This is a genomic window from Enterobacter sp. MGH120 (assembly GCF_001037725.1).
Taxonomy (GTDB): Bacteria; Pseudomonadota; Gammaproteobacteria; order Enterobacterales; family Enterobacteriaceae; genus Enterobacter; species Enterobacter hormaechei_C.
On the sequence record NZ_KQ089940.1, the window covers coordinates 972,943 to 986,376 of the forward strand.

The 13,434-nt window shown below is 54.0% G+C and carries 15 protein-coding genes; 9 read left to right on the forward strand and 6 right to left on the reverse strand.

From position 1 onward, the window contains the following. Window positions 1-16 precede the first annotated feature (16 nt). Together ibaG and murA are read left to right on the forward strand one after the other, a co-directional pair. The gene (gene ibaG, locus SK54_RS04600) at window positions 17-271 is read left to right on the forward strand and encodes a BolA family iron metabolism protein IbaG (RefSeq protein ID WP_003861840.1); all 255 of its coding nucleotides are present in this window, start codon (window positions 17-19) and stop codon (window positions 269-271) included. Between the two features lie 50 nt (window positions 272-321). Beyond that, window positions 322-1,581 carry a UDP-N-acetylglucosamine 1-carboxyvinyltransferase gene (gene murA, locus SK54_RS04605; RefSeq protein ID WP_015571980.1) on the forward strand — a complete coding sequence of 420 codons (1,260 nt, stop codon included), beginning with the start codon at window positions 322-324 and terminating at the stop codon, window positions 1,579-1,581. A gap of 63 nt (window positions 1,582-1,644) precedes the next feature. Here murA and sfsB read toward each other — a convergent pair whose 3' ends face one another. Together sfsB and ispB are read right to left on the reverse strand one after the other, a co-directional pair. Further along, window positions 1,645-1,932, reverse strand: coding sequence for a DNA-binding transcriptional regulator SfsB (gene sfsB / locus SK54_RS04610; protein ID WP_020480545.1), 288 nt, complete (start codon window positions 1,930-1,932; stop codon window positions 1,645-1,647). 229 nt (window positions 1,933-2,161) lie between these two features. Further along, a complete protein-coding gene (gene ispB, locus SK54_RS04615) occupies window positions 2,162-3,133 on the reverse strand; it encodes an octaprenyl diphosphate synthase (protein ID WP_048246807.1) in 972 nt (323 codons plus the stop codon). A gap of 257 nt (window positions 3,134-3,390) precedes the next feature. On the opposite strand from ispB, the gene rplU reads away from it, so the two are divergent. From rplU to cgtA, 4 genes are all read left to right on the forward strand, one after another. Beyond that, a complete protein-coding gene (gene rplU / locus SK54_RS04620) occupies window positions 3,391-3,702 on the forward strand; it encodes a 50S ribosomal protein L21 (protein ID WP_003025032.1) in 312 nt (103 codons plus the stop codon). 19 nt (window positions 3,703-3,721) lie between these two features. Beyond that, the gene (gene rpmA / locus SK54_RS04625) at window positions 3,722-3,979 is read left to right on the forward strand and encodes a 50S ribosomal protein L27 (protein WP_003861831.1); all 258 of its coding nucleotides are present in this window, start codon (window positions 3,722-3,724) and stop codon (window positions 3,977-3,979) included. Between the two features lie 95 nt (window positions 3,980-4,074). Continuing rightward, window positions 4,075-5,040 (forward strand): DMT family transporter, encoded by a 966-nt coding sequence (locus SK54_RS04630; protein ID WP_015571979.1) that lies wholly within the window; start codon window positions 4,075-4,077, stop codon window positions 5,038-5,040. Between the two features lie 15 nt (window positions 5,041-5,055). Continuing rightward, window positions 5,056-6,231 carry an Obg family GTPase CgtA gene (cgtA, locus tag SK54_RS04635; protein WP_003861823.1) on the forward strand — a complete coding sequence of 392 codons (1,176 nt, stop codon included), beginning with the start codon at window positions 5,056-5,058 and terminating at the stop codon, window positions 6,229-6,231. Between the two features lie 33 nt (window positions 6,232-6,264). Here cgtA and pmrB read toward each other — a convergent pair whose 3' ends face one another. Genes pmrB through dacB form a run of 3 tightly spaced genes read right to left on the reverse strand, consistent with a single transcriptional unit; the run spans window position 6,265 to window position 9,403 of the window. Beyond that, the gene (pmrB, locus tag SK54_RS04640) at window positions 6,265-7,308 is read right to left on the reverse strand and encodes a two-component system sensor histidine kinase PmrB (protein WP_045334232.1); all 1,044 of its coding nucleotides are present in this window, start codon (window positions 7,306-7,308) and stop codon (window positions 6,265-6,267) included. After that, a complete protein-coding gene (pmrA, locus tag SK54_RS04645; protein WP_015571977.1) occupies window positions 7,305-7,967 on the reverse strand; it encodes a two-component system response regulator PmrA in 663 nt (220 codons plus the stop codon). The genes pmrB and pmrA overlap by 4 nt, the downstream gene beginning before the upstream one ends. Window positions 7,968-7,969: 2 nt before the next feature. Beyond that, window positions 7,970-9,403: a serine-type D-Ala-D-Ala carboxypeptidase gene (gene dacB / locus SK54_RS04650; protein ID WP_015571976.1), complete on the reverse strand. Its 1,434-nt coding sequence runs from the start codon at window positions 9,401-9,403 to the stop codon at window positions 7,970-7,972. Between the two features lie 228 nt (window positions 9,404-9,631). Between dacB and greA the strand changes: the two genes are divergently transcribed. Further along, complete coding sequence (greA, locus tag SK54_RS04655) at window positions 9,632-10,108, forward strand: transcription elongation factor GreA (RefSeq protein WP_006812122.1); 477 nt, start codon at window positions 9,632-9,634, stop codon at window positions 10,106-10,108. 151 nt (window positions 10,109-10,259) lie between these two features. Here greA and yhbY read toward each other — a convergent pair whose 3' ends face one another. Then, on the reverse strand, window positions 10,260-10,553 hold the full coding sequence (gene yhbY / locus SK54_RS04660; RefSeq protein WP_003861814.1) for a ribosome assembly RNA-binding protein YhbY: 294 nt from the start codon (window positions 10,551-10,553) through the stop codon (window positions 10,260-10,262). Between the two features lie 127 nt (window positions 10,554-10,680). Here yhbY and rlmE point away from each other — a divergent pair, with 127 nt between their 5' ends. After that, the gene (rlmE, locus tag SK54_RS04665; RefSeq protein ID WP_003861812.1) at window positions 10,681-11,307 is read left to right on the forward strand and encodes a 23S rRNA (uridine(2552)-2'-O)-methyltransferase RlmE; all 627 of its coding nucleotides are present in this window, start codon (window positions 10,681-10,683) and stop codon (window positions 11,305-11,307) included. Between the two features lie 102 nt (window positions 11,308-11,409). Beyond that, on the forward strand, window positions 11,410-13,344 hold the full coding sequence (gene ftsH / locus SK54_RS04670; RefSeq protein ID WP_003861810.1) for an ATP-dependent zinc metalloprotease FtsH: 1,935 nt from the start codon (window positions 11,410-11,412) through the stop codon (window positions 13,342-13,344). Window positions 13,345-13,434 lie beyond the last annotated feature (90 nt).

Consider the following 13,434-nt stretch of genomic DNA (forward strand, 5'->3'; position numbering starts at 1 on the left):
AGATGATGTAGACCCCATGGAAAATAATGAAATCCAGACTGTGCTGATGAATGCACTCTCCCTTCAGGAAGCCCACGTCTCTGGCGATGGCAGTCACTTCCAGGTTATTGCTGTGGGTGAGATGTTCGACGGAATGAGTCGCGTGAAGAAACAGCAGGCTGTGTACGCGCCGCTGATGGAATACATTGCGGATAACCGCATCCACGCCCTGTCGATTAAAGCGTTTACCCCACAGGAGTGGGCACGCGATCGCAAACTAAACGGTTTTTGAGCTGAGGGCGAAACGCCCGCAGCACGGTTGAATTTATAAGAGAGCAAACGATGGATAAATTTCGTGTACAGGGACCCACGCGTCTCCAGGGCGAAGTCACAATTTCTGGCGCTAAAAACGCCGCGCTGCCCATTCTTTTCGCTGCGCTGCTCGCAGAAGAGCCGGTAGAGATCCAGAACGTACCGAAGCTAAAAGATATCGACACGACCATGAAGTTGCTCGGCCAGTTGGGCACCAAAGTGGAGCGTAACGGTTCCGTCTGGATCGATGCCAGCAACGTGAACAACTTCTCAGCGCCGTATGAGCTGGTGAAAACCATGCGTGCTTCCATCTGGGCGCTTGGTCCGCTGGTGGCGCGTTTCGGTCAGGGACAGGTTTCACTGCCGGGCGGATGCGCTATCGGCGCGCGTCCCGTTGACCTGCATATCTTCGGCCTGGAAAAACTCGGCGCGGAGATCAAGCTGGAAGAGGGTTACGTTAAAGCGTCCGTCAATGGTCGTCTGAAAGGCGCGCACATTGTCATGGACAAAGTGAGCGTGGGCGCAACGGTCACCATCATGTCGGCTGCTACGCTGGCAGAAGGCACTACCATCATCGAAAACGCCGCCCGTGAGCCGGAGATCGTGGATACCGCGAACTTCCTGGTCGCGCTGGGGGCGAAGATCAGCGGGCAGGGCACAGACCGTATCACCATCGAAGGCGTTGAACGTCTGGGTGGTGGTGTGTATCGCGTACTGCCAGATCGTATCGAAACCGGTACTTTCCTGGTGGCCGCGGCCATTTCTGGCGGTAAGATTGTCTGCCGTAACGCCCAGCCAGATACCTTGGATGCGGTGCTGGCGAAACTGCACGATGCGGGTGCGGATATCGAAATCGGTGAAGACTGGATCAGCCTCGATATGCACGGGCAGCGTCCTAAAGCCGTTAACGTGCGTACTGCGCCACATCCGGCATTCCCGACGGATATGCAGGCACAGTTCACGCTGTTGAACCTGGTGGCCGAAGGCACGGGCTTCATCACGGAAACTATCTTCGAAAACCGTTTCATGCACGTACCGGAACTGATCCGTATGGGTGCGCATGCTGAGATTGAAAGCAACACGGTAATTTGCCACGGCGTTGAAAAACTGTCCGGTGCGCAGGTGATGGCGACCGATCTGCGCGCGTCTGCGAGCCTCGTATTGGCAGGTTGTATTGCGGAAGGGACTACCGTTGTCGATCGTATCTACCACATCGATCGTGGTTACGAGCGTATTGAGGACAAACTGCGCGCGCTGGGTGCAAATATCGAGCGTGTGAAGGGCGAGTAATCGTTCCGGCACCCCCCTGCCATAACAGGCCGGGGGATTGCTGTTCCTGTCAATCCTGGTGCATCAGTCCTGATGTGCTTTCTTCGTTTTGCCCTGGCGCATCATGCGCGTTCTGTCGATAAATTCATGGGTAATAGGATCGTGGTAGCGTGACGGCCATATCACCCACGGATGCGTATCCAGCGCCGTCGCGATAATCAGTTCCCCCTTCGGCCATGGGCGGGTCAGGGCGTTTGCCAGCGTCGACGAGCTTAGCCCATGACGACGTGATTCGGCAGCCAGCGATGTTCCTTTTTTACGCAGTGCCGCAATAATGTCAGCAGAATGCCAGTCGATGAATTTTGTATCCATAATGCTGTCCTTGTGTTCGTTATCGTCCACGTCGTTTCGTGTGAAAAGACAGCATTACTATACTCACTTCGAACATGTGTTCTAAAAAGTTCATGTTACGAGAAGCAATATTCAGAATAAGGCACGGCTTTATACATGCGGCCTGTAACCCGATGGGCTTACGCGGAAATGTAATTTATTGGTGTGTACTGGAATCTCCCTGCGTGGGCGCAGGGAGATGAGGAGGGGATTATCGGTCGCGCTGGACGGCGATGTGCGCGAGGCCGATTAGCGCATCACGCCATGGGCTGTCGGGAATGACCTGAATGGCGGCGATGGCTTTGTCCGCTTCTTCTTCAGCGCGCTGACGCGTCCATTCCAGGGAGCCGCAGATAGCCATTGTTTCCAGTACCGGTTCCAGAAGATGGCGTCCATTTCCCTGCTCGATAGCCTCCCGGATTATTTTCGCCTGCTCTGGTGTGCCATTGCGCATCGCGTGGAGCAGCGGCAGCGTTGGCTTGCCTTCGTTCAGGTCATCGCCGACGTTTTTACCGAGCGTTTCGCCATCCGCGCTGTAGTCCAGCAAATCATCAATCAGCTGGAACGCGGTGCCGAGGTAACGGCCATAGTCCTGAAGGCCCTTTTCCTGAGCTTCGCTACAGCCTGCCAGAATGCCGGAGCATTGCGCGGCGGCTTCGAACAGACGTGCGGTCTTGCTGTAAATCACCCGCATATAGTTTTCTTCGGTGATGTCCGGGTCGTTGACGTTCATCAGCTGTAGGACTTCACCTTCAGCGATAACGTTCACGGCTTCTGACATCACTTCCAGCACCTTCAGCGAGCCAAGGCTGGTCATCATCTGGAAGGCGCGGGTATAGATAAAATCGCCTACCAGAACGCTTGCCGCATTACCAAACGCGGCGTTGGCGGTGGCTTTTCCACGACGCATGTCTGATTCATCCACAACATCGTCGTGAAGCAGGGTGGCGGTGTGGATAAATTCGATCAGCGCCGCGATCGTGACGTGGGCATTTCCCTGATAGCCAACCGCGCGTGCGGCCAGAATGGCAATCATCGGACGAATACGTTTACCGCCGCCGCTGACGATGTAATAGCCCAACTGATTGATCAGCTGAACGTCAGAGTTGAGTTGCTCCAGGATTGCTGCATTCACACCCGCCATATCTTGCGCGGTTAACTCATTGATTTTTTCTAAATTCATCGCAAAAGCCGGGCTTTTTATCCTGTTTATCCCACACGAGATGGGTACACAAAGGGTTTCGGTTTATAAATAGTATTGCTGATTGTACTGAAAAAACGGCTCAGATAAACGTTACCGTACGTGTTGTGTTTTTTTTCTTCATGTATTGATGGTAGCACTTGTCAAAGGCTCGCGTTTTGCGTAATATTCGCGCCCTATTGTGAATATTTATAGCGCACTCTGAATCATACGAGGATGTGCGCGGAAGCGGAGTTTATATGTACGCGGTTTTCCAAAGTGGTGGTAAACAACACCGAGTAAGCGAAGGTCAGACCGTTCGCCTGGAAAAGCTGGACATCGCAACTGGCGAATCTGTTGAGTTCGCTGAAGTTCTGATGATCGCAAACGGTGAAGAAGTCAAAATCGGCGTTCCTTTCGTTGATGGCGGCGTTATCAAAGCTGAAGTTGTTGCTCACGGTCGTGGCGAGAAAGTTAAAATCGTTAAGTTTCGTCGTCGTAAACACTATCGTAAGCAGCAGGGCCACCGTCAGTGGTTCACTGATGTGAAAATTACTGGCATCAGCGCCTAAGACCTGAGGAGAGATTTAAATGGCACATAAAAAGGCTGGCGGCTCCACACGTAACGGTCGCGATTCAGAAGCTAAACGCCTGGGCGTTAAGCGTTTCGGTGGCGAATCCGTTCTGGCGGGTAGCATCATCGTTCGTCAGCGTGGCACCAAGTTCCACGCGGGTACCAACGTAGGTTGCGGTCGTGACCACACTCTGTTTGCTAAAGCAGACGGTAAAGTGAAATTTGAAGTTAAAGGCCCGAACAACCGTAAATACATCAGCATCGTTGCTGAGTAAGGTTTTCTCGGTCCGGTAACGGATTAAAGCCCCGCAACGTGTTGCGGGGCTTTTTACATTGGAAACCCGGAAAATTTTCTGTAGGGAAAACGGGCATGAAGCAGCAGGCCGGCATGGGTATTCTTTTGGCGCTCACTACCGCAATGTGCTGGGGTGCGCTGCCAATTGCAATGAAGCAGGTACTGGAAGTCATGGAGCCACCGACGGTGGTGTTTTATCGCTTCCTGATGGCAAGCATAGGCCTGGGCGCCATTCTGGCCGTCAAAGGTAAGCTGCCACCGCTGCGCATCTTCCGAAAACCGCGTTGGCTGGTGTTACTGGCTATCGCGACGGGCGGTCTGTTCGGTAACTTCATTCTGTTCAGCTCTTCCCTGCAATATCTTAGCCCTACAGCGTCGCAGGTGATTGGTCAGCTTTCACCGGTCGGCATGATGGTCGCCAGCGTATTCATCCTCAAGGAGAAGATGCGCGGCACGCAGATCATCGGGGCAAGCATGCTGCTTTGCGGGCTGGTGATGTTCTTTAACACCAGCCTGATTGAGATTTTTACCCGCCTGACGGATTACACCTGGGGTGTCATTTTTGGGGTGGGCGCAGCAACGGTCTGGGTGAGTTATGGCGTCGCGCAAAAGGTGTTATTGCGCCGTCTTGCCTCACAGCAGATCCTCTTTTTGCTGTACACTTTGTGTACACTGGCATTATTGCCTTTAGCGAAGCCGGGTGTAATTACCCAGCTCAGCGACTGGCAACTGGCGTGCCTCATTTTTTGTGGGCTGAATACGCTGGTCGGTTATGGCGCTCTGGCTGAAGCCATGGCGCGCTGGCAGGCAGCACAGGTGAGCGCCTTAATCACGCTTACCCCGCTGTTTACGCTGTTATTTTCAGATTTGTTATCAATGGCCTGGCCCGATGTCTTCGTCAAGCCGATGCTCAACCTGTTGGGTTATCTCGGTGCGTTTGTCGTGGTTGCGGGCGCGATGTATTCCGCCATTGGTCATCGTCTCTGGGGGCGTTGGCGCAAAAATGAAGCGGTTGTAATAGTCCCCCGCTCAGGCGAATGAGTTACGGAGAGTAAAATGAAGTTTGTTGATGAAGCGACGATTCTGGTCGTGGCAGGTGATGGCGGTAACGGTTGTGTAAGCTTCCGCCGTGAAAAATATATTCCTCGTGGCGGTCCTGACGGCGGTGACGGTGGGGACGGTGGCGACGTGTGGCTGGAGGCGGATGAAAACCTCAACACGCTGATCGACTACCGTTTCGAAAAATCTTTCCGCGCCGAGCGTGGCCAGAACGGCCAGAGCCGCGACTGTACCGGTAAACGCGGTAAAGACGTGACGATCAAAGTGCCGGTGGGTACGCGTGTCATCGATCAGGGCACGGGCGAAACCATGGGTGATATGACCAAACACGGTCAGCGCCTGATGGTGGCGAAAGGCGGCTGGCATGGTCTGGGTAACAGCCGTTTCAAATCTTCCGTTAACCGTACCCCGCGTCAGAAAACCATGGGTACCCCGGGTGATAAGCGCGACCTGCAACTGGAACTGATGCTGCTGGCGGATGTGGGGATGCTGGGTATGCCAAACGCCGGTAAATCGACGTTTATCCGTGCGGTCTCTGCGGCGAAACCCAAAGTAGCGGATTATCCGTTTACGACGCTGGTGCCGAGCCTGGGCGTTGTCCGTATGGATAACGAGAAGAGCTTTGTGGTCGCTGACATCCCGGGTCTGATTGAAGGGGCAGCAGAAGGCGCCGGTCTGGGTATTCGCTTCCTGAAGCACCTTGAGCGTTGTCGCGTACTGTTGCACCTCATCGACATCGATCCAATCGACGGTTCCGATCCGGTTGAAAACGCCCGTATCATTATTGGCGAGCTGGAGAAATACAGTGAAAAACTGGCGCAAAAACCGCGCTGGCTGGTATTCAACAAGATCGACCTGATGGACAAAGCGGAAGCTGAAGCGAAAGCTAAAGCGATTGCCGAAGCGATGGGTTGGGAAGATAAGTACTATCTGATCTCTGCCGCCAGCCAGGTTGGCGTGAAAGATCTCTGCTGGGATGTGATGACCTTTATCATCGAGAATCCGGTTGTTCAGGCAGAAGAGGCGAAACAGCCTGAAAAAGTCGAATTCATGTGGGATGACTACCACCGCCAGCAGCTCGAAGAGCTGGAAGCGGAAGAAGATGATGAAGACTGGGACGATGACTGGGATGAAGACGACGAAGAAGGCGTCGAGTTCATCTACAAGCACTAACCCCTGTATAAAGCCCCTTAACGGGGCTTTTTTTTATCCTATTTTCGCCGGTAACCAACAGCTGGCGATGAGGCCGCCCTCAGCGCCGTTCTCCAGCGTTAAATGGCCATGATGGAGCTGTACGATACGCTGTACGATGCTCAGCCCAAGGCCGCTGCCGCCGTAGCGCTGGTCGAGACGTCGGAAAGGTTCGGTGATCGACTGGCGGTGCGCCTCATCAATACCCGGCCCCTGATCGGTAACGCTCACCCGGGTACCGCCCTCCGTCGCTGTTAATGCCACTTCAATGGTTGTGCCTGCCGGGCTGTAGCGGGCGGCATTCTCCAGAAGGTTCCTTAGCATCAGACGTAACAGGACGGCGTCCCCCTGAACCGTCAGCACGCTGTGGGCCGGCCATATTACCGTATGATCTTTGGCTTCATGCTCCAGGCTGAGCGGAGCAATGATCGTCTCTGTCCAGTTCACGGTATCGTAATGGCCGCTGGCCATCGCCTGCCCGGCACGCGCCAGCATCAGCAGCTGTTCCACCGTGTGCATCAACTGATCGATACGGCTTATCAGTGGCGTGGCCTGCGGGGAACCGGACTGAGCCATCAGTTCCAGATGGAGCCTGATCCCCGCAAGCGGCGTACGTAACTCGTGTGCCGCATCGGCGGTAAACAGGCGTTCCTGTTGAATAGTGTGGTCCAGCCGGGCGAGGAGTTGATTGAGCGACGTGGTCACAGCGCCTATCTCTTCCATATCGGAATACATCGGTAGGGGAGTCAGATTATCCGCCGAGCGGTTCGCAAGGCTGGCGCGAAGTTTGTTGAGTGGTCGGGTGATCCAGGTGACTGCCCAGAATGAGAAGAGCAGGGTAAAACCGACCATCACCAGAGAAGGGACCAGCAGGGAGGCAATGGCTTCGCGGATCTCTTTTTCGACATGGTTGTTGCGCGCTTTGGCGGACAGCGTTTCATTCACCAGAAAACCGATTTGCTCGCGGCTCTCATGCCACAGCCAGACTACGCTAATGAGTTGAAAAAATAGCAGAATAACCGCCAGCAACACCATTAATCGCCGGCGCATACTGTTCATTTCTGGCTCTCCAGACGGTAACCCACGCCGCGTACGGTTTTGATGCGATCTTTACCAAGCTTGCGCCGCAGATTATGAATGTGAACTTCAAGCGTGTTTGATCCTGGATCGTCCTGCCAGGAGTAGATGTCCTGTTGCAGCGTTTCGCGGTGCACGGTCTGCCCGCTGCGCATGATCAGGCGCGTCAGCAGAGCGAACTCTTTTGGCGTCACTTCCACAGGCTGAGACTGGCGCAGCACCTGCTGAGTTTGCAGATTGAGGGTGATATCTCCGTCCGTCAGCAGGTTGTCGCTGTGGCCCTGATAGCGGCGGATCAACGCCCGTACGCGAGCCTGTAGCTCGGCAAGGGCGAAGGGTTTTACCAGATAATCGTCAGCGCCAGAATCCAGCCCGTTAATTCTGTCTTCAATGGCATCGCGGGCGGTGAGAATCAAGACGGGATTCTCAACCCCGCGACGACGCCACTGGCAGAGCAGCGTCGCGCCGTCTTTATCCGGCAGCCCTAAATCCAGGATCACGAGGCTGTATTCACCGCTCTGGATCAGGGCATCTGCTTCAGCGGCCGTGGTGGCACAATCCAGGGCGTAGCCTTCATTCCCCAGCGCCAGCGCTAACCCTTCCTGCAATAACAGATCGTCTTCAACTATCAGTAGTTTCATCGCTAGTTATTCTGGTAGATGTCCTTATAGAGCCTGCTTTCGAAACGCACCAGTGGAATACGGCGATTGCGCTGGTCAGCCGGTTCGACGGCATAGCCGGAAAGATACTGCACAAATGCCATGCGTTGTCCGCTGGCGGTCGTGATAAAACCGGCAAGGTTGTAAACGCCTTGCAGGGAACCCGTTTTGGCTGACACTTTGCCATCCACGCCCGCAGCGTGAAGGCCCGCGCGGTACTGAAGAGAGCCGTCGTGTCCGGCAAGCGGCAGCATCGTAATAAAGTTTAGCTCAGCGTCATGCTGAGCAATGTATTGCAACACCTGCATCATGGTGGCCGGCGAGATCAGGTTATGACGCGATAAACCGGAACCATCAACGGCGATGGTGTTGCCCAGATCGATACCCGCCTGCTGGCGCAGGATCTGACGTACGGCATCAGAACCGGCCCGCCAGGTGCCCGGCACACCAAATCGCGCGTGCCCAATCATGCGGAACACCGTGTCGGCAATCATGTTATCCGACTTTTTCAGCATAATCTTAAGCAAATCATGCAGTGGCGCGGACTGTTTGCTGGCGATCACCGTGCCTGGCTCATTCACCTGCGTCTGGCGCAGCAGCGTTCCGGTGTAGGTTATGCCCGCCTGCTTCAGTTCATCTTTAAAAATGGCACCGGCATAGCCCGCGCCATCCTGAATGGCGAAGGCCAGCGGGAGGGGATCGGACCGCTGGGTCAGGCAGCCGGTGAGCGTATAGCGATTGAGATCGCCCGGTACCACGTCCAGCTCGCAATACTGCGCCTCCGGGGAGCCTTTCGCCAGCGTCCGCACCTGGCTGAACATCGTGACCGGGTAGTATGAGGCCACGCGGATAAAAGCTAAGTCATTTGGTTTTGGCGCGCTGTAAAGCGATACGGAGAAGCAGTTACGGTCAACGATGGCGGCGGCTGGCGGGGCGCTAAAGCACTGCGTCATGTCGTTCCACGGCCAGCCAGGCGCTTTATCGTGGCTGGCGAAAATGGAGGTGTCGATCAGCACGTTGCCATCAATTTTTGTTACGCCGGATTTTTTCAGTACCGCCACCATATTGCGGACATCCTGGCGCTTAAAGGTGGGATCGCCACCAAAACGGGCGATAAGATCGCCTTTCAGTTCGCCACCCTCAACGTTACCTCTGGTTTCAAGGGTGGTAGTAAAACGGAAGTCAGGCCCGAGCTGGAGCAGGGCGGCGAGGGCAGTGATCACCTTTTGGGTACTGGCAGGCAGCGCCATCTGTTGACTGTGATAGTCAATCTCGGGAGCCTGCGCGCCAACCTTCTGCACCATCAGGGCAAGGTTCGCGCCGGCGGGCAGTTGATTAATGTACTCATCAACATTCGCGGCCTGAACGGTGAACGTTATACTGGTAGTCAATCCGATGATAAAACTGGAAAATCGCATAATCTCGCGCTAACAACCCGAAAACAAACCGTCATACTACGGTGCATGGCACTGTAAAGTAAACGATGACCCATAGTGAACTTCGCGGTAAAATGCGTATCAAATTGAAAAATTGCTGCTGACCTGGGGCGTTGCTCCCGGGTCGGTTTTCTTTTTGCTTCTGGCCTGTTCAGGTGGGCTGGAGCAGGGAACACTGCTCCCAACAGGAATGTTTAAGAGGTATAACAAATGCAAGCTATTCCGATGACCTTACGTGGTGCCGAAAAACTGCGCGAAGAGCTGGATTTTCTCAAATCCGTGCGTCGCCCTGAAATCATCGCCGCTATCGCGGAAGCGCGTGAGCATGGCGACCTGAAAGAGAATGCTGAATACCACGCGGCGCGTGAGCAGCAGGGTTTCTGTGAGGGGCGCATTAAAGATATCGAGGCGAAACTGTCTAACGCGCAGGTTATCGATATCACCAAAATGCCAAATAATGGCCGTGTGATCTTCGGCTCTACCGTCAGCGTCCTGAATCTGGACAACGACGAAGAGCAGACCTATCGCATCGTGGGTGATGATGAAGCGGACTTCAAACAGAACCTGATTTCGGTGAACTCGCCGATTGCTCGTGGCCTGATTGGCAAAGAGCAGGACGATGTGGTCACCATCCGCACCCCTGGTGGTGAAGTGGAATACGAAATTATTAAGGTTGAATACCTGTAATTCGCTTCTCTACTAAGATGTTGATACATTGTAAAGAAAAGAAAAAGGCCGCATAGCGGCCTTTTATCAACTCAAGGAGCATGGCATTTTGCTCGCCTGCTGAAAGAAATCCCTCGTTTCACACACAAAATGTGTTCGATTCAGGATATCCTTAACGTGGCAGCGAGATTTTGCGCTCTTTTGATGGGCGATAGAGCACCAGCGTTTTACCGATGACCTGTACATTACAGGCGCCGGTTTCGCGCACGATGGCTTCCACGATCAGGTTTTTAGTGTCTCTGTCTTCAGAGGCGATTTTCACCTTGATCAGCTCGTGGTGTTCCAGCGCTTGTTCAATCTCGGCAAGCACCCCTTCGGTCAAACCATTGTTGCCAAGCATCACTACAGGCTTGAGCGGATGTGCCAGACCTTTAAGGTGCTGTTTTTGTTTAGTACTCAGATTCATCGTATATTTTTGCTTACGTTGGGATTGAAAACGGTTCATTCTACCGCCATCTCCCTAATATCGCCAAATAGCTGCGTAGAAATTTACGTCACAGGCAAGCAACGATGAACCAGGACGGAAATGTTAAATGACAGGTAAAAAGCGTTCTGCCAGCTCCAGCCGCTGGCTTCAGGAACACTTTAGCGATAAATATGTTCAACAGGCGCAGAAAAAGGGGTTGCGTTCCCGCGCCTGGTTTAAACTTGATGAAATACAGCAAAGTGACAAACTTTTTAAACCGGGAATGACGGTGGTCGACCTCGGTGCGGCACCTGGCGGATGGTCCCAGTATGCGGTTACGCAGATCGGCGGAACGGGCCGAATCATCGCATGCGATCTTTTACCAATGGATCCCATCGTCGGTGTCGACTTCCTTCAGGGCGACTTTCGTGATGAATTAGTGCTTAAAGCACTACTTGATCGTGTTGGTGACAGTAAGGTCCAGGTTGTCATGTCGGATATGGCGCCAAATATGTGTGGAACACCGGCGGTGGATATCCCCCGCGCCATGTATCTGGTGGAACTAGCGTTAGAAATGTGTCGTGATGTACTAGCGCCTGGTGGTAGTTTTGTTGTGAAGGTGTTTCAGGGCGAAGGTTTCGAGGAGTATCTTAAGGAAATTCGCTCCCTGTTTGCGAAGGTCAAAGTTCGTAAGCCGGACTCTTCCCGGGCCCGTTCCCGTGAAGTGTATATTGTAGCGACCGGGCGAAAATGATAACCGGTAGATTTCAGGCGAAAGTTTGAATGAAACTGGATATAGAGTATCCTGACGCTGTTTTTAACACAGTTGTAATATGAGGTTAATCCCTTGAGTGACATGGCGAAAAACCTAATACTCTGGCTGGTCATTGCCGTTGTGCTGATGTCAGTATTCCAGAGCTTTGGGCCCAGCGAGTCGAATGGCCGCAAGGTGGATTATTCTACCTTCCTGCAAGAGGTCAATCAGGACCAGGTTCGCGAAGCGCGTATCAACGGACGTGAGATCAACGTTACCAAGAAAGATAGTAACCGTTACACGACTTACATCCCGGTGAACGATCCTAAGCTGCTTGATAACCTTCTGACCAAAAACGTCAAAGTGGTAGGCGAGCCGCCGGAAGAACCAAGCCTGCTGGCTTCTATCTTCATTTCCTGGTTCCCGATGCTGCTTCTTATCGGCGTCTGGATCTTCTTTATGCGCCAGATGCAGGGCGGTGGTGGCAAAGGTGCCATGTCGTTCGGTAAGAGCAAGGCGCGTATGCTGACGGAAGACCAGATCAAGACCACGTTTGCTGACGTAGCAGGTTGTGACGAAGCAAAAGAAGAGGTGGGTGAACTGGTTGAATACCTGCGCGAGCCGAGCCGTTTCCAGAAACTGGGCGGTAAGATCCCGAAAGGCGTCCTGATGGTCGGCCCTCCGGGTACCGGTAAAACCCTGCTGGCAAAAGCCATCGCGGGTGAAGCGAAGGTGCCGTTCTTTACTATTTCAGGTTCTGACTTCGTTGAAATGTTTGTGGGTGTCGGTGCATCTCGTGTGCGTGACATGTTCGAGCAGGCTAAGAAGGCAGCACCGTGCATCATCTTCATCGATGAAATCGACGCCGTAGGCCGCCAGCGTGGCGCAGGCCTGGGTGGTGGTCACGATGAACGTGAGCAGACGCTGAACCAGATGCTGGTTGAGATGGACGGCTTCGAAGGTAACGAAGGTATTATCGTTATCGCGGCAACTAACCGTCCGGACGTACTCGACCCTGCGCTGCTGCGTCCAGGCCGTTTTGACCGTCAGGTTGTGGTCGGTCTGCCGGATGTTCGCGGTCGTGAACAGATTCTGAAAGTGCATATGCGACGCGTACCGCTGGCGCCAGATATCGACGCGGCAATCATCGCGCGTGGTACTCCAGGCTTCTCCGGTGCGGATCTGGCTAACCTGGTCAACGAAGCAGCACTGTTTGCCGCTCGCGGTAACAAGCGCGTGGTGTCCATGGTGGAATTCGAGAAAGCGAAAGACAAAATCATGATGGGGGCGGAACGTCGCTCCATGGTGATGACGGAAGCGCAGAAAGAGTCCACGGCATATCACGAAGCGGGCCACGCGATTATCGGTCGTCTGGTGCCGGAACACGATCCCGTACACAAGGTGACGATTATTCCGCGCGGTCGTGCGCTGGGTGTGACCTTCTTCCTGCCTGAAGGCGACGCGATCAGCGCCAGCCGTCAGAAGCTGGAAAGCCAGATTTCAACCCTGTACGGCGGTCGTCTGGCTGAAGAGATTATCTACGGTGCGGAACATGTTTCCACCGGTGCGTCGAACGATATTAAAGTGGCGACAAACCTGGCGCGTAACATGGTGACTCAGTGGGGCTTCTCCGACAAACTCGGTCCGCTGCTGTATGCAGAGGAAGAGGGCGAAGTATTCCTGGGCCGCTCTGTGGCAAAAGCGAAACATATGTCCGATGAAACGGCACGTATCATCGACCAGGAAGTGAAAGCGCTGATTGAACGTAACTACGCTCGCGCCCGTCAGATCCTGAACGACAATATGGACATCCTGCATTCGATGAAAGATGCGCTCATGAAATATGAGACCATCGATGCACCGCAGATTGACGACCTGATGGCGCGCCGCGAAGTGCGTCCGCCGGCAGGCTGGGAAGACCCAGGCGCGTCTAACAATTCTGACAACAATGGCACCCCGCGTGCGCCGCGTCCGGTCGATGAACCGCGTACGCCAAACCCGGGCAACACCATGTCAGAGCAGTTGGGCGACAAGTAAGTCACTGCTGTTGAAGCGTTTGTCTGTATCTCAAACCCTGGAGCTTGCTCCGGGGTTTTTCTTATCTGTTTAACCACATTAATCCCAGGG